We start from the raw sequence: 16,437 nt of genomic DNA, 5'->3' as shown, positions 1-16,437 counted from the left end.
GCCTTTGCCCGACACACCCCCCCCCCGTGCAACCGCGGCCGTAAACCGCCCATGGGCCCCACCCAGCGGGGGGGGGCCCCCACGCAAGGTGTAGCTACCGCTTCTCCAACACCACAGGAACCGCATGCCGAAGCCGGGCGCACCGCGGACAGCGCAACAAGCGTCCGGGCCCAAGGCGGTCGGCGGTCAGGTTCTGCATCGGGAACGAAGCGGTGCTGAACACGTGCCCTTCGGCACAACGGACGACGGTGCGATCCATCGATCCCCTTCCCCAGCTACGTGAACGACAAAAGCCACATTAGGGGATGAATCCAACGGTCTTGCACGCGGCACTCCGACCACCCACCGTACGCCCCAACTCCCGCCCCTCGCCTCCGCATCCCCCACCCGCCCCCGCGCCCGGCCGCCTGGCCGTCGTTCCAAAACACCGCCAGCCGCCCCAAACGGCACGAAGACCCCACGGCCTCGGCGCCGGGGGTCTGTCATGGGGTAGAGTGAGCCGCGATGCAGGGCCTCAAGGCCGTGTCTCGCGGGTGTAGTTTAATGGTAGAACATAAGCTTCCCAAGCTTAGAGCGCGAGTTCGATTCTCGTCACCCGCTCTTCCACGAGCCCCCAAGTCAGCGACTTGGGGGCTTCGTCGTGGGATGGACCACCCCGATCAGAGGTGCTTCCCGTAGAACGGAACCAGGCGATCGAGGGCGATCCGCACCGGCTCGGCACGGTCGTAGAGGTCGTAGTGGGAGAAGCCCTCGGCGACGACGAGCTCCTTGTCCTGCGAGGCGGCGCGGCGGTAGATCTCCAGGCCGTCGCGGTACGCGCCGAACGCTCCCGGCTTGTCGCCGACGACGACGCACAGCGGCCGGGTCAGCAGGACCTCGGCGCGGTGGAAGGCGTCCCAGCCGACCGCGGTGGCCTGGCGTGCGAAGAGCGCCTCGGTGCGACCGCCCGGCTGCTGGCCGCGGTCGGTGCGGTAGTAGTCGGTCGCCTCGAACAAGTCGAGCTCGGTGAGGCCCGCTTCCCGCGCCGCGGCGGGGTCGGCCGGCAGGAACTGGTTGACCCGGGGCGCCGCGCCGCGCGCCTCGGCCGTGCGCTGCTCAGCGATGGCGTCAAGGGTGGCGAGGGGGTCGTAGCCGCTGAACGCCTCGTGCATGAGGCGGCCGAAGTTGACCCCGGACACGCTGCCGACGGCCTTGATACGGCGGTCGGTCATGGCCGCGTTGATGGCGTAGGCGCCGCCGCCGCACACCCCGATGGCACCGATGCGGTCGGCGTCGACGTACGGCAGAGTCACCAAGTGGTCGATGACGTAGCTGATGTCCGACACCCGGAAGTACGGGTCCTCGATCGACCGGGGCGTCCCGCCGCTGGCGCCCTGGAAGCTGGCGTCGTAGGCGATGACGACGTACCCCGCCTGCGCCAGCGCCTTGCCGTAGACGTTGCCGGACGTCTGCTCCTTGCAGGAACCGACGGGGTGGACGCTGACGATCGCGGGGTACGTCCGCCCCTCGTCGAAGCCCGGCGGGAGGTAGAGGTCGGCGGCCAGGTCCCAGGCGAGGGCCGGCACGGTGATGTGCTTGATGTTCTCGGTCATGGGGTGCTCCTTGCGGGGAGGAGGGATGGAGTGAGGGGTGGGACGACCGGGAGCTGGGCGGGTGCCCGCTGCGGCTGGTGCTGGGCACCGGTGGCCGTGGTGGCGGCACCGGTGGGTGTGACCGGCTCCGGCCGGCGGGCTCAGCTCTCGGCGCTGTCGTCGGCTGCCAGGTGCTCGGCGAAGAACGGGGTGGCTTCGGCGATGGCCTGATCGACGTACTCGGGGACGTCGTAGAAGTCCATGTGCGTACCGCCTTCGACGATCAGCAGCTTCTTCGGGCTGCGGGCGCGGCCGTGGAGTTCGGTGGACATCCACAGCGAGCCGGCCTCACTGCCGGCCACGACGAGCACCGGCTGGGTGAGGAGGTCCTCCACCATGTGGAAGGCGTCGAAGGTGAAGATCCGCGAGACGCTCTTGGTGAAGAGGAACTTGTTCTTGGCGTTGGGGTGTTGGGCCCGCGGGGTGAGGTAGTAGTCGCCGGCTTCGACCAGGTCGCGCGGGGTGTTCTCGTCCGGCTCCGTCGGCACGTACGGGAGGTAGGTCGGCTCGGCGCCCCGGGCCGCCTCGGCGGTGCGCTGCTCGGCGACGGCCCGCAGGGTGGGGACGGCGGCGGCGTCGGGCCCGTCGCCGTACCAGCCGCGACGGAAGCTGGTGCCGATGTTGACGGCGCTGACGGTGGTCAGGGCCTTGATCCGGTAGTCGGTCATGGCCGCGTTCACGGCGTACCCGCCTCCGGCGCAGATACCGAGGGCGCCGATCCGCTCCGGGTCGACGTACCCGAGCGACTGAAGGTGGTCGACGGCCGCACGGACGTCGTCGACCCGGGCGTACGGGTCCTCCAGGTGGTGCGGCTCGCCGCCGCTGCCGCCCTGGAAGGAGGCGTCGAAGGCGAGGGCGACGAAGCCCCGCTCGGCCAGCTTGGCCGCGTACAAGCCTGCGGCCTGCTCCTTGACCCCGCCGCCGGGGTGGACGACGACGACCGCCGGGTGGCTGGTCTGCGGGTCGAAACCGTCGGGCAGGAAGAGGTTGCCCGCCATGGTGAGCTGGCCGTTGGGAAAGGTGAGGGGTTCCATCGTCTGCTCCTGGTGTGTCGTGCGGTGTGTTGCGGTGGTGGCAGCGGGTGTTCGGTGGCAGTGGGTGCGCGGTGGCAGGGGCGCGGGCGGAGTTGGTGGCGCGGGCGGGGTGGGGCGCCGATGACGGTGACAACGGCGGTGCCGTGGGAAGATCTCTGCCGCCCACACCGTCACGGGTTCATGGCTTCTTCCGCGACTTCGGTTTCTTCCACGGCTTCGGTTTCTTCCGCGGCCTGGGTTTCTTCCGGGTACGTCAAAACACTCGCATGCGGCGCGCACCCGGTGAAGAGGAGAATTTCATCCGGGGTGGAAAGCATCCGGGGACAAAACTCTCCCTCCCACAGGAGTTGCATCCCGGGTATGAATGGGTCCATGAGCAGCAGCGCACACGCCGGCCACCTGGGGGCCTTCCTCAAGGCGCGCCGAGCCGAACTCGATCCCCGTGCCGTCGGGCTGCCCGAGACCGGGCGGCGGCGCGTCAGCGGGCTGCGTCGGGAGGAGGTCGCCCTCCTCGCCTCGATCAGCACCGACTACTACACCCGTCTGGAGCAGGGCCGGATACAGGCGTCCGCGCAGGTGCTCGACACGCTGGCGCGCGTCCTTTGCCTGGACGATGACCAGCGCGCCTATCTGTTCCAGATCGCGGGCAAGCTCTCGACCAGGCCGGCCAGGCGCACGCCGCAGAAGGGCCAGACCCGGCTGCTGCGGCTCCTCGACGACCTGGACACCATTCCCGCGATCATCCTCGGCCGGCGCATGGACATTCTCGCCTGGAATTCGCTCGCCGCAGCCCTCGTCACGGATTTCCAAAGAATTCCGGAGAAGCACCGGAATTACGTACGGCTGGTCTTCACCGACCCCCGGATGCGGGAGCTGTACGCCGACTGGGAGAACGTGGCCCACACCTGTGTGGCCCAATTGCGGATGGAAGCGGCCCGCGACCCGGAGAACACGCGGCTGACCGCACTCGTCGGCGAGCTCTCGGTCCAGGACGCCGACTTCCGCCGCTGGTGGGCCGCCCAGCACGTCGCGGTGCGCGGCATCGGCACCAAGACCCTGCGCCACCCTGTCGTCGGTGAGCTGACCCTCGACTGGGACACCCTCGCTCCCACCACCGACACCGACCAGCAACTCGTGATCTGGACAGCGGAACGCGGCACCCCCTCCCACGACGCGCTACGCATCCTCGCCTCCTGGGCGAAGCAGGGCACCACGGCCCCGGCGGCCCCCGCGAACGGCGAGACGGGCGGCACCGGTGGCGTTGCCGGTGACAGCGGCAGCAAGCGGGGCGGCTGACCGCTTCCTCCCCCACAGTCACACCCACACATCCACACCCACTGAGCGCCCCACCCCTCCGACCACGTCCACCTCCACCCACACCCACCCCCACACCCACACCCACAAGCGCTCCGCACATGCAGCGCGCCCCCTGCTCGCGCGGGTACGCCCAGCACACCCGCATGCCGCAGTGGGGTACGGAGCCCCGGGGCCACGGCGTGCTACCACTGGTGACTCAACGTAACTGTCAGTGGCGCTGGGTGGTCGCACGGGCGGCCAGGCCGGGGTCACGTCACGGAGTGGAGACGTAGGCGATGACTGTGGAGACGGGTTCTTCAGAGGTCACGGGGGACGAGCAGGCGCAGTTGAGCCTCAGCACCGCCGCGGCGCGCAACCTGGCGACGACCACCAAGTCCGAGCCACAGATGCAGGGGATCAGTTCGCGGTGGCTGCTGCGGAAGCTGCCGTGGGTGAACGTGCCGGGCGGGGCGTACCGGGTGAACCGGCGGCTGTCGTTCACGGTCGGCGACGGGAAGGTGACGTTCGACAAGAGCGGGTCCAAGGTGCGGGTGGTTCCAGCCGAGTTGGCCGAGCTGCCGCTGCTGCACGGATTCGACGATGCGGACGCATTGAAGGCACTCGCCGACAAGTTCGTTCAGAAGGAGATCAATCCCGGTCAGGTCATCGCGCGTGAGGGCCGAAAGGCTGACCATGTTCATCTGATCGCACATGGAAAAGTCGAGCTGATCAGGCCGGGGAAGTACGAGGGCGAGGCCGTGGTCGGCCGACTGTCGGATGGGGACAGCTTGGGTGGGAACGTGCTGGCGGGGGCCGACGGGACGTGGGATTCCACGGTCCGGGCCGTCACCGCGACGACGTTGCTGTCACTGCCCTACAGCGCGTACAAGGCCATCGCCAAGCAGCACGAGGGACTGCGTTCGCACGTCCAACGACGCAGCCACGACTCCCGGCGGCCAACCAACAGGGCGGGCGAGGCGGAGATCGACTTCCTCTCCAGCCACCAGGGCGAGCCCACCCTGCCGGGCACCTTCGTGGACTACGAACTCACCCCGCGCGAGTACGAGTTGAGTGTCGCGCAGACCGTGTTGAAGGTGCACAGCCGGGTCGCCGACCTCTACAACGAGCCGATGAACCAGACGCAGCAGCAGTTGCGGCTGACCATCCAGGCGCTGCGGGAGCGGCAGGAGCGGGAGTTGGTGAACAACCCGGAGTTCGGCTTGCTCCACAACACCGACTTCAACCAGCGCATCCCCACCCACTCGGGCCCGCCGACCCCGGATGACCTGGACGACCTGCTCAGCATGCGGCGCGGCACGCAGTACCTGTTCGCGCACCCGCGGGCCATCGCCGCCTTCGGCAAGGAGTGCAACAAGCGGGGCATCTACTTCGGCAGCGTCGACGTCGACGGGCACCACCTCCCCGCCTGGCGCGGCGTGCCGCTGCTGCCCTGCGGCAAGATCCCCATCTCGGAGCACCAGACCTCGTCGATCATCGCGATGCGGACCGGCGAGGACAACGAGGGCGTCATCGGCCTCTTCCAGACCGGGCTGCCGGACGAGGTGGAGCCCGGGCTCAACGTGCGGTTCATGGGCATCGACCCGAAGGCCATCATCTCCTACCTGGTCAGCACCTACTACTCGGCCGCGGTGCTGGTGCCGGACGCGATCGGCGTGTTGGAGAACGTCGAGGTGCGACCACGTGGCTGAGACTCCGGCGCGGTCCGCCCGACCCGTACCACCAGTCCCCATAGTCCGGTCAGTTCGCTTAGTTCACCCAGTCCGGCCCGCTCGGTCAGGCCGGTCAGTTCGGCGTGTGAAGGAGGGCCGAAGCGGTGTCGACGTTGCCGCACATGTTCGTCAACCCTGCCGATGGTGAGGCCGCGGGGGCGGGGGGCGTTCCCCCGTCCGGGCCCGTCGGCCCCTGCCTCGCACCACTCCCACCCGACCTCAGGGGGTTGCTCGCCGCGCGGGCGCCCGCCGGGGGGCCCGCAGCCCCAGCCGCAGCCGTTGCCGTGGCTGCGGCGGAGCCACCCGCGCCGCCCGCTGCCGCACCAGCCACCCCCGTAGCCCCCGTAACCCCCGCCCCACCCGTCGTCCCCGAAGCCCTCGTGGAGCACGCGGCCGGGGGCGGGGTGGCCGGGTGGCTCGCCGGGGGGCCCAGTGGGATCGGGACCTCCGCGGCCCGGGTGCTGTTCGGGGCCGCCGCGGCAGGCGGTGGCAAGGGGGCGCAGGAGGCGGCCGGGGCGGATGGTGGAGCCGGTTCCGGTGGGCCGCCGCGGGCCGGCGATCCGGTCCCGGGGCTGTACTGCCCGCCCGCGGCCCCCGCCGACCCGCAGAAGATCGCCGAGGTCGATCGGCGGCTCGATGCCTGGGCCCGGGAGCTCGACCTCTTCCCGCCGGAGTGGGCCGGTGACTTCGCCGGGTTCCAGGTCGGCAAGGCGGTCGTGCTGCAACACCCGGGCGCCGCCGACCTGGAGCGACTGGTCGTCGCGGGCAAGCTGCTCGTCGCCGAGAACGTCGTCGACGACTGTTACTGCGAGGACTACGGCGGTTCCGTCTCCGGGCGCGGCAGCCGGCTCATCCTCGCGCAGTCGGCGCTCGACCCGCTGCACACCGCCGACGGCTACCAACAGCAGTGGCAGCACGGGCTCGGCGCGGACGCCCCGCTGCGCTCGTACGACGGGGCGATGCGCGCCTTCCGGGAGATCGCCACGCCCAGCCAGGTCAGCAGGTTCGTGCACGACATGGCGCGGCTGCACCTGGGGTACGTGGCCGAGGGCGCGTGGGCGGAGACCCGGACCACGCCGCCGGTCTGGCAGTACCTGGTGATGCGGCAGTTCAACAACTTCAGGCCGTGTCTGTCCCTGGTGGACTCGGTGGACGGGTACGAACTGCCCGAGGTGCTCTACGCCCGCCCCGAGGTGCAGCGGGTGACCGCGTTGGCCTGCAACGCCACCACGATCGTCAACGACCTGTACTCCTTCACGAAGGAGATGGCCCGCGACGCGTACCACCTCAACCTGCCGGTGGTGATCGCCGCCGAGGACGGCCGTGGCCTCAAGGCCGCGTACCTGAAGGCCGTCGAGATCCACAACGAGATCATGCACGCCTTCGAGGACGAGTCGGCCGTGCTGGCCGCGACCAACCCGGTGCTCGCCCGCTACACCACCGGACTCGCCGCCTGGGTGACCGGCAACCACCGCTGGCACCACACCAACACCTACCGCTACTCCCTGCCCCACTACTGGTGAGAAGAAGGAAGAACAGCGCATGACCACCACAGCGGACCGCGCCAGCGCGATCGTCCCCGCGGCCACCAGCCCGTACCAGAGGTCCGTGGCCGAGTACTGGAACCACGAGGAGAACCCCGTCAACCTGCGGCTCGGCGAGGTCGACGGCTTCTACCACCACCACTACGGCATCGGCGACGTCGACTGGGCGGCGCTTGAGGGGCCCGAGGCGAGCCGGGACGAGCGGGTGACCGCCGAGCTGCACCGGTTGGAGTCGGCCCAGGCCGACCTGCTCGCCGACCACCTCGGCGCGATCGGCCCCGATGACCGGCTGCTGGACTCCGGCTGTGGTCGCGGCGGCGGCAGTCTGGTCGCCAACCGCCGCTTCGGCTGCCAGGTCGACGGGATCTCCATCTCCGAGACCCAGGTGGCCTTCGCGAACGCGCAGGCCAGCAAGCGCGGCGTGGACGACAAGGTGCGCTACCACGTCAAGAACATGCTCGACTCGGGCTTCGCGACCGGCTCGTTCCGCGGCATCTGGAACAACGAGTCGACCATGTACGTGGACCTGTCGCTGCTGTTCGCCGAGTACCGCAGGCTGCTGGCGCGCGGCGGCCGGTACGTCACCATCACCGGCTGCTACAACGACACCTACGGGCTGCCCTCGCGCGAGGTCTCCACGATCAACGCGCACTACATCTGCGACATCCACCCGCGCTCCGCGTACTTCCGGGAGATGGCGAAGAACCGGCTGGTGCCGATCAGCGTGGTGGACCTGACCGCCGCGACCATCCCGTACTGGGAGCTGCGGGCGACGTCCCCGCTGGCCACCGGCATCGAGGAGGCGTTCTTGAACGCGTACAAGAACGGCAGCTTCCAGTATCTGCTGATCGCGGCCGACCGGGTCTGATCGGCGGTTGGTCGGCTTCTGGTTGGTGGTTGGTGGTTGGTGGTTGGCTGGTGCCGGTCTGGTGTCGGGTCGGCTTCTGATTGTGTGTGACTGGTCCGGGGCGGGTGTCGGGTTTTCCGGCACCCGCCCCGGACCCATGGGGTGGTGGGGCGGGGCACGGGCGCGTACGGGTGGTGCGGGGTGGGGCAGCGGCGCTTGGGGCGGGTCAGTGGCGCTTGAACTCCACCGGGCCGCCGTTCATCTCGATCGTGCCGTCCCGGTGCAGCAACGGCCGGCGCTCGGTGGACCGGGCGCTGTACGCCTCGACGTGCTGGATCGCCACGCCGTCGGGCGAGGTGAAGTCGATGAGGGCGATGGCCACCCAGTAGCGGGTCTGGGCGTCCTCGTACAGCGGGACGGTGACCGTGGAACCGCGCCCGTCCGAGATGACGACCTTGGCGCCGAAGCTGCGGAAGGAACCGACGCCGTTGCTGAGCGCGGAGTACGCACAGAGCAGCACGTAACCCTGGACGTCCGGGCGGACGATGCGGATGGACTCGCGGCCGGGGGCGCGGGCGTCGCCGTCCAGGCAGATGTACGGGGTGCTGGTCAGTGAGCCAAGCCGCTTGTAGTAGACGACGTGTTGCGGCTTCCTCTTCGACCGGCCCCGGCCCTTGCCCTTGCCCTTGGTCTCGGCCTTGGTCGCCCCCGTGGCTTCGTCGGCCGGGCTCGGCGGCAACAGGGGTTCGCCCGCGGCCGTGTGGCCGGACTTGACCAGCGTGCCCGGCGCCTTGGGACCACCGCTGAGGGCCTCGGTCGCCGGTATGAACAGGGCGTAGAAGTCCAGGTCGGCGCCGCGTTGACGGCGACTTTCGCTGCCGCCGTCCCACTCCAGTGCGGCCTCCACGACCAACTCCCGGTCGTGCTTGTCCAGGTCGATCGCGGCCTGACCACCCTTCTCCAGGCTGAGCGCACCGAGCGGCGGCTTGCGGAGGTTGGCGCGGGGGGCGGCTGCCGCGGGGGTGGTGGGGAGCGCGAAGGCGATGGGTGGCTCGGGCGTGTGGGGTGCCGCGGGGGCGGTGGGTGCGTTGGTTACGGCGGGTGGCTGGGGCGCTCCGGCCGGTTGGGTTGCTGCGGTCGGTTGGGTTGCTCCGGCCGGTTGGGTCGCTTCGATCGGCTCGGGCTCGGCCACGTCGATGCCGAAGTCGGTGGCGAGGCCGGCGAGCCCCGCCGCGTAACCCTGGCCGATGGCGCGCAGCTTCCACTGGGGGCCGCGGCGGTAGAACTCGACGAGGAGTACGGCGCGTTCGCCGTCCGTGAGGTCGGGCTGGCGGAACAGTACGGGCTCGGCGGCGCCCTGCCCGACGCGTACCGTCACCTCCTTGACCTCGCGGAAGGTGCGGCTGGCGTCGTCCGGGTCGCAGCTTCCGACCAGCACCACCCGATCCACGTCGGCGGGCAGCGCCGCCGGCTCCACCTCGATGCGCTCGGGCCCGTCGGCGTCGGCCGGCCGGTGCTGCACCGCGCCGGATTCGGCGGCCGGCTGGTTGTAGAAGACCATGTCGTCGTCGGACCTGACCTTGCCGTCAGCGTCGACCAACAGGGCACTGAGGTCAACCACGTCCCCCACGGCCCGCAACTCGACGACCAACCGCCCCGCCTCGACCGCCGTGTTCCCACCCTTGCCGAGCTCCGGCATGCTCCCCCGCCTCCACATTTTCTCCGCAATTGACGTGCGGTCAGCCTGCCATATGGGGTGACTTACTGGCACTCCTGTCGCTGGGGCATCTCACGTCACTTTCGTACCAGGGGGTGGCTGGGGTGGGTTTCGGCATGAGCGGCTGGGACGACGTCCCCGCCGTTCGGTTGGGCCCGCCCCGCCGTTCGGTTCGGACCCGCCCCCGCCGTCCCGTACGGCGCCGCGCCCCCTGCCTCATGGGGCGCTGCCCCCGCCGCCGTTCCGTACGTCACCGTCCGCTGCGCGACCAACCCGGGTCGGGCCCACCCACACCCAAGGCCCACTCGCACCCGGGGCTCACTCACCCCAGAGCACCCCACCCACGGCCAGGCCGACCCACACCCAAGCCCACCCACCCCAAAGCGGCACCCCAAGCCCTCCCACCCCAAAGCACCCCCGACACCCACCCCTCGCGTACGCTTCCCCGGACAGCGCCAGCCACCTCGCTCGTCAAGAAGGCGTGCCCCCTGGCCAGGGCATCCTCGCCCCGTCCGCAACGCGTACCCACCTTGCTCGCAAGAGGGTGGGCCCACCTCGCCCGTAAAGAGGTGTGTCGACCTTGTCCGAACGAAAGGTGTGCCAGCCCGCAGGGCGCCCCGTGTCGGGTGGGTGATGGATGGCCTAGGTCACACCCATCGGAAGCGGTCCAAGCGACGCACATCCGACACTGCGTCATGTACATCGCAGGAACGATCTTTCAGGGTGGGGCTCAACCCTCGGGGGGAGCCGATGTTGGGCCCGGAGCCGGATTCCCGGATACGGGCGTACGCGTCAGGGTTGGTCCGCGTTGGTCCGCCTTTTCTTCCGACTGACCCGAAGGACTCCTCCGTGCGTAGTAGACACCTGGCATCGCTCGTCGCGGTGAGTGCCGTCGCCGCCCTGGTCCCCGCGCTGGCGCCGGCCACGGCCACCGCGGCGCAGCGGCCGTTGGCGCAGTACGAGCAGCAGAAGCCCCAGTGGAAGCGGTGCGCCGCCGACTGGCCCGCGAAGATCCAGTGCGCCGACCTCACCGTGCCGCTCGACTACGCCAAGCCGAACGGCAAGAAGATCAAGGTGGCGATATCCCGGGTCAAGGCGACCTCGGCCAAGGAGCGGCGCGGCGTGCTGCTGCTCAACCCGGGTGGGCCCGGTGGCGAGGGCCTTGACCTGCCGGACTACCTGGGTGCGCAGCTCCCGAAGTCGGTGCAGAAGCAGTACGACCTGATCGGGTTCGACCCGCGTGGGGTCGGCCGTAGCTCCGCGGTGACCTGCGGTTTGACCTTCGACGAGGAGGACATCGAGCGGCAGTACAAGCCGGCCACCTTCGCCAAGGACGTCGCCTGGGCCCGTACGGTCGCGCGCAAGTGCAAGACCAAGCAGGGTGACAAGCTGCGCCACATATCCACCCGCAACACCGCGCGCGACCTGGACGTCATCCGGGCCGTGCTGGGGCAGAAGAAGATCTCCTACCTCGGCTACTCGTACGGCACCTACCTCGGCGCCGTCTACATGCAGATGTTCCCCTCCCGGGTCGACCGGTTCGTGCTCGACAGCGCGGTGGACCCGCAGCGGGTGTGGCGCGGCATGATCCAGGTCTGGGCGGAGGGCACCGAGCCGGCGTTCGTGCGCTGGAGCGAGTGGACCGCCAAGCGGAACAAGGAGTTCAAGCTCGGCGACACGCCGCAGAAGGTCCGTACGACGTTCTGGAACCTGGTCAAGCAGGCCAACAAGAAGCCCATCAACCTCGATGGCGAGCGCATCACCGGCGATGACATCCGCAGCTACCGGGCGCTGTACTTCAACGTGCGCGAGGGTGCGACGGCCATCGCGGAGCTGAAGCAGGCGGCGGCCGGCCGCAAGGCGAAGCTGGCCCGGGTGCCGCGGTCCATCACGCGGCCGACGCCGCCGCGGTTCGGCGGGGTTCCCGGCGACAACGGCTCGGCGAGCTTCTGGGCGGTGCTCTGCTCCGACGCGCGCAACTGGCCGCGCGACCCGGAGCAGTACCGCCGCGACTCCGTCCGCGACAAGGCCCGCTACCCGATGTACGGCGACTTCGCGTCGAACATCATGCCGTGCGCGTTCTGGGACCAGGGCAGCGAGCCCACCACCAAGGTCAACAACAAGGTCGGCGCGCTCATCGTGCAGAACGAGTGGGACCCGCAGACGCCGCTGGTCAGCGGCAAGGGCGCGCACCGTGCGCTGAAGGGCTCCCGCATGCTCACCGTGCTCGACGGTGAGGGCCACGGCGTCTACACCTCGGGCTCGTGCGCCGACAAGACCACCACGTCCTACCTGACCACCGGCAAGCTCCCGGCCAAGGACCTGACGTGCCGCACGCCGGTGGGCAAGCCCCGTACGGCCCTCCAACTCCCGCTCCCCACAACGGCGGGCACCCCGGATCTGCCTCAGGTGGGCTGATCTGCTCGGATCTGCTTGAGGTGAGCTGACCCACCTGGCCGTGCCTCACCTCGGGGGCCAGCCGATGACGCCGTTCGCGGTGGTTGTTGGCTGGCCCCTTTTGGCGTGGGGCGGGGGTGGGTTTCGGTGGGGTGTGGGTGGGAGTTCATGTGTGGGGTGGGGTGGGTGTGCGGGGGTGGGTCGGGGCCCAGCACCGGCCTCAGCGGCAGCCTGGCCCGTACGCCAAACCCAACCCCCACCCCCAGGGCTCGCCCCCGATCCCGGTTCCCAGCCAACCCCCGATCCTGGTTCGCATCCCCTCCCACCCCCACCCCCACCTGCGCAAGAATGCCCACATGGCTGAGGGCGCGCAGGTAGAGGACTTTCGGCGGGGGTTTGCGGAGCGCATCGGGCGGTTTGATCGGGGGGTGGCGCGGGAGGGGGCTCGGCAGGCTGAGCGGGCGCGGGCGCGGGTTGCTGAGGAGTTTCCGGTGGGGGACTGGTTGCGGCTGCCGCTGGAGCGGTACGCGCTCGGTCCTGACAACCACGGCAGGCAGCAGACGTTCTGCCGGCTCCTGGAGTACGGGACCGACGCCATCGGCAGCATCCGGGGTGGCAGTGCGGCCAAGCACATCATCTACCAGCACCGTACGGGCGAGTGGCGGGTGGTGCCGGCGGCGCTGCGCGGCATGGACGTGCATGACGCGTGGGAGCGGCTCCGGAAGGACTTCGCGGCCGGTTTCGCGGCGGCCGGGGGTGGCGCGTACGCGCTGATCGACGAGATGGAGTTGCTGTCGTACGGGCAGGCGCTGACCACCAAGGCGTTGGCGACCTACTTCCCCGACGCGTTCCTGCCGGTCTTCTCCGCCGCGCACGTCCGCCACTTCACGACGCTGCTCGGCGGGCGCAGCCAGCACATGCCGCGGGTGCGGACGTGGCGGGCCAATCGGGAACTGCTCGAACTGGTGCGCCGTACCCCGGAGTTCGACGGCTGGCTGCCGGACGAGGTGACGGCGTTCCTCTACGCCTTCCACAATCCGCGGCCCAGGGACCGGACGATCTGGAAGATCGCGCCGGGCGCACAGGCCAGCCTGTGGGCCGACTGTCTGGCCCGCGGGGTGATCCGGGTCGGCTGGGACGAGGTGGGCAGCCTGGTGCAGTACGAGAGCGACCAGGAGCTCAAGGAGGCGCTCGACCGCTACTGGCCGCAGAGCCGCGGCGGCAACCTCAGGCTGGCCAGGCAGTTGCTGGCCTTCCGCGATCTGGAGCCGGGCGACCGGATCATTGCCAACAAGGGCAAGTCGGAGGTGCTGGCCGTGGGGCGGGTCACCGGTGGCTATACGTACGACACGCGGCCCGCCACGCACCGGCACAGCGTCTATCTGGAGTGGAACACCTCGTACGCCCAGACCTTCGACGAGCCGCGGCACGCCTGGCAGCAGACGTTGGCGAAGGTGCCGTGGTCGGTGTGGCGGGAGATTCGGGCGGGGCGGGACCAGCACCTGGCGGCTGCGGCCAGCGTTGCGGGTCGGGTTGAGCACCGGGTGCCGGTTGAGCACCGGGTGCCGCCGCGGGACCACGGCCCGCAGGGTGGGGCCACCCGCGAGGGCGGGGCAGATGACGGCGCGGGCACGGCGCCCACCCCACCCGGGTCGGTCGACCAACCCAAGCGGCAACCCGCCCGCCTCGTCCCGGCCGGCCACCTGGGCCTGCCCGCCCAGTCCGACGAGCTCATCGGGCGCATTCCCGACCAGCAAGCCCACCAACAGGCCGACCAGCAACCCGAGGACCAACCCGACGGCTCAGTCGACCAACGCACTGACGCCACCGACCCCGGGTACCCCCTCGAAGAGGACCTGCCCGATGCCGTGCGGCACGTCCGTGACCTGCTGGAACACAAGGGGCAGGTGGTGGTGCAGGGGCCGCCGGGCACCGGGAAGACGCGGCTTGCGCTGAGCGTCGCGCTTGCGCTCGCGGGGCGCGGGGAGCTGATCGACGCGGCGCCGCAGGAGCGGGCCGTGGCGCTGTCAGAGTTGTCCACGGCGCCCGCAGAGGCCAAGGCGGCCCGGCTGACGATGGCCACCTTCCACCCCTCCTACGGGTACGAAGACTTCATCGAGGGGTTCAAGCCCGATCCGGCGGCGGACGGCGCGGGGTTGCACCTCCAGTTGAAGGACGGGCTGTTCCTGCGGGTGTGCGAGGCGGCTGCCGCCTCGCCCGACGAGACGTTCCTCGTCATCGTGGACGAGATCAACCGTGGCGACCTGCCGCGCATCCTCGGCGAGTTGATCACCCTGCTGGAGCTGGACAAGCGGGGCGCGGTTTCGATCACGCTGCCGACCAGCGGCAGGCAGCAGACGGTACCCCCCAACGTCCGCATCATCGGCACCATGAACTCGGCCGACCGCAGCGTGGGCCACATCGACGCGGCCATTCGCCGCCGATTCGCGTTCTACGACCTGCCGCCCGATCTTGACGTATTGGACGGTGAGGTGGAGGGGCTGAGCCTCGCCGACTTCCTCCAGGGGCTCAATGACCGGCTCGACCTCGTCTTCGGCCCCGATCACCTGCTCGGGCAGGCGTACCTGCTCGCCGGAGACCAGCCGATCGGCACCGCGGAACAGCTCTCGCACGCCTTCCACCACGAGATCGTGCCGCTGGTCACCGAGTACTGCCTCGGCCAGCCCGAACTGCTGCGCCGGGTGCTCGGCCCGCTGGTGGACGACCGTACGGGACGAGTCGTACAGACCAATCCGCAGGACCTGCCGGGCGTGCTGGCCGGCGCGTTCGCACCCGCCGGACGGGACTTCGCACCCGCCGGCGGGGACTTGCCACCCGTCGGAGGGGATTTCGCGGCCGTGGGGGAGGGCTTTCCGGTAGCCGGCGGGCCAGCCGGTGACCCGCTCGCCTTCGGCGCGCCGGCCGACTACCGCGAAGGCGAGTGACCCGATGCCGTCCGCCGTCGCGCCGTCCGCGGCGACCCCGCAGGTGATCCTCACGGGCTTCGACGAGGCGAAGCCCGTACCGCGCACGCTGCTGTACGGGGCCGATCTTGCCAAGTTGCGGGCGCTGAAGGTGGTGGACATCCGCGAGCGCGGCGCCGACTACCTGCTGAAGGCGCGCGACAAGAGCGGGGTGTTGCAACTGGAGCGGCTGCGACTGGTGTTGCGGCCCAAGTTCACGGTGGCCGGCGATCGGCTGATCGACTGGCTCTGTTACGCGCGCCGCCAGCCGCCGCCAGAACCGACGCTGCGCAACTGGCTGATCGGGCACGAGGGTTACGCGGAGCTGGTGCCGGCCGCGCTGTTGCACGAGTGCCGGCAGTTGCTGGCGCGCGGGCTGCGCCGGGCGTACGTGCGGCGCAGCCGCGTGGATACGGCGCTGCGCGGCAGGCTGGACGTGACGGCGCAGGCCACCCGCTGTTTCGGCGCGGTCGACCGGCTGTACCTGGAGACCTTCGAGTACGAGGACGGCGGCTGGGAGAACCTGGTGTGCGGGGCGGCGCTGACGGTGGCCGCGCAGCCGGGGCCCGACGCGCGCCCGCAGGCCCTGCGGCGCGAGACGGCCGCCCACTTCCCCCGCCCGCCGCGCCCGGCGGACGCGCGGCCGCTGCTGGCGCGGGCCCAGTACACCCGGCTCAACCAGCACTATCGGGCGGCGCACGGCTGGGCCCGGATGGTGCTGGCCGGCGGCGGGGTTCGGGACCTGCTCGACCCGTACGGCTTCGCAGCCCGCAGCCTGCTGCTCGATCTGAGCACGCTGTGGGAACACGTCGTACGGCGGATGGCCGCGGACGCGGCGGCCGAGTGCGGGGGCCGGCTGGCGGGGCCGACGGAGGGGCACATCGTGACCGCCGGTGGCCTGACGGAGAAGGAGCCGTCCTTCAACCCCGATGTGCTGCTGGCCTTCCCCGAGCCGGACGGCGCGCCGCAGACGACCCGGTTCCTCGTGGTGGACGCGAAGTACAAGCGGTACGGGGACAAGAACGTGACCTCGCCCGACCGGCACCAACTCCTCACCTACATCGCGGGCTACACGGATGCCGCGGCCCCCCTGGCCCTGGTGGTCCACCCCTCGGAAACCGGCCCCACCCGCCGTGTCCTCCGCGTCACCGGCCCCCGTGGCCTCCTCGGCCTCATCGAGGTCCTGGGCCTGGACACGTCGGCATCGCCTGAGCTCGCGGCGGAGCCTCTGCGGGAGTCGATCAGGGGGTTTGCGGGGCGGGTGGGGGTGTGATGGGT

Annotated in this window: 11 protein-coding genes and 1 tRNA gene; 8 read left to right on the top strand and 4 right to left on the bottom strand. The window is 70.4% G+C overall.

What is annotated here, in order from left to right; translation table 11 throughout:
* Positions 1–529 precede the first annotated feature (529 nt).
* Positions 530–600, top strand: a tRNA-Gly gene (locus AAHZ94_RS04085).
* Positions 601–659: 59 nt separating this feature from the next.
* Here AAHZ94_RS04085 and AAHZ94_RS04080 read toward each other — a convergent pair.
* The 3 genes from AAHZ94_RS04080 to AAHZ94_RS04070 form a co-directional block, all read right to left on the bottom strand.
* On the bottom strand, positions 660–1,592 hold the full coding sequence (locus tag AAHZ94_RS04080; protein ID WP_349990586.1) for an alpha/beta hydrolase: 933 nt from the start codon (positions 1,590–1,592) through the stop codon (positions 660–662).
* A gap of 140 nt (positions 1,593–1,732) precedes the next feature.
* Positions 1,733–2,665 (bottom strand): alpha/beta hydrolase, encoded by a 933-nt coding sequence (locus tag AAHZ94_RS04075; protein ID WP_349990585.1) that lies wholly within the window; start codon positions 2,663–2,665, stop codon positions 1,733–1,735.
* Between the two features lie 170 nt (positions 2,666–2,835).
* A complete protein-coding gene (locus AAHZ94_RS04070; RefSeq protein WP_349990584.1) occupies positions 2,836–3,018 on the bottom strand; it encodes a hypothetical protein in 183 nt (60 codons plus the stop codon).
* Between the two features lie 19 nt (positions 3,019–3,037).
* Between AAHZ94_RS04070 and AAHZ94_RS04065 the strand changes: the two genes are divergently transcribed.
* The 4 genes from AAHZ94_RS04065 to AAHZ94_RS04050 all read left to right on the top strand — a co-directional run bounded on the left by AAHZ94_RS04065 (position 3,038) and on the right by AAHZ94_RS04050 (position 8,103).
* Positions 3,038–3,961, top strand: coding sequence for a helix-turn-helix domain-containing protein (locus AAHZ94_RS04065; RefSeq protein WP_349990582.1), 924 nt, complete (start codon positions 3,038–3,040; stop codon positions 3,959–3,961).
* A gap of 296 nt (positions 3,962–4,257) precedes the next feature.
* Positions 4,258–5,670 carry a family 2B encapsulin nanocompartment shell protein gene (locus tag AAHZ94_RS04060; RefSeq protein ID WP_349990580.1) on the top strand — a complete coding sequence of 471 codons (1,413 nt, stop codon included), beginning with the start codon at positions 4,258–4,260 and terminating at the stop codon, positions 5,668–5,670.
* A 401-nt stretch (positions 5,671–6,071) separates the two neighbouring features.
* The gene (locus AAHZ94_RS04055) at positions 6,072–7,214 is read left to right on the top strand and encodes a family 2 encapsulin nanocompartment cargo protein terpene cyclase (protein WP_349990579.1); all 1,143 of its coding nucleotides are present in this window, start codon (positions 6,072–6,074) and stop codon (positions 7,212–7,214) included.
* A gap of 19 nt (positions 7,215–7,233) precedes the next feature.
* Positions 7,234–8,103: a geranyl diphosphate 2-C-methyltransferase gene (locus AAHZ94_RS04050; protein ID WP_349990578.1), complete on the top strand. Its 870-nt coding sequence runs from the start codon at positions 7,234–7,236 to the stop codon at positions 8,101–8,103.
* Positions 8,104–8,308: 205 nt separating this feature from the next.
* On the opposite strand, the gene AAHZ94_RS04045 is transcribed toward AAHZ94_RS04050, so the two are convergent.
* Complete coding sequence (locus AAHZ94_RS04045; RefSeq protein ID WP_349990576.1) at positions 8,309–9,781, bottom strand: TerD family protein; 1,473 nt, start codon at positions 9,779–9,781, stop codon at positions 8,309–8,311.
* 867 nt (positions 9,782–10,648) lie between these two features.
* Between AAHZ94_RS04045 and AAHZ94_RS04040 the strand changes: the two genes are divergently transcribed.
* The 3 genes from AAHZ94_RS04040 (at position 10,649) to AAHZ94_RS04030 (ending at position 16,432) form a co-directional block, all read left to right on the top strand.
* A complete protein-coding gene (locus AAHZ94_RS04040) occupies positions 10,649–12,217 on the top strand; it encodes an alpha/beta hydrolase (RefSeq protein WP_349990575.1) in 1,569 nt (522 codons plus the stop codon).
* A 470-nt stretch (positions 12,218–12,687) separates the two neighbouring features.
* A complete protein-coding gene (locus tag AAHZ94_RS04035) occupies positions 12,688–15,141 on the top strand; it encodes a DUF8426 domain-containing protein (protein WP_349990573.1) in 2,454 nt (817 codons plus the stop codon).
* Positions 15,142–15,145: 4 nt separating this feature from the next.
* Complete coding sequence (locus AAHZ94_RS04030; RefSeq protein ID WP_349990572.1) at positions 15,146–16,432, top strand: 5-methylcytosine restriction system specificity protein McrC; 1,287 nt, start codon at positions 15,146–15,148, stop codon at positions 16,430–16,432.
* Positions 16,433–16,437: the final 5 nt, after the last annotated feature.

Origin of the sequence: Streptomyces sp. HSW2009 (assembly GCF_040240285.1) — a bacterium.
Lineage (GTDB): Bacteria > Actinomycetota > Actinomycetes > Streptomycetales > Streptomycetaceae > Streptomyces.
Note: the sequence above shows the minus strand (reverse complement) of the source record. Positions and strands in the feature narration are given on the sequence as shown.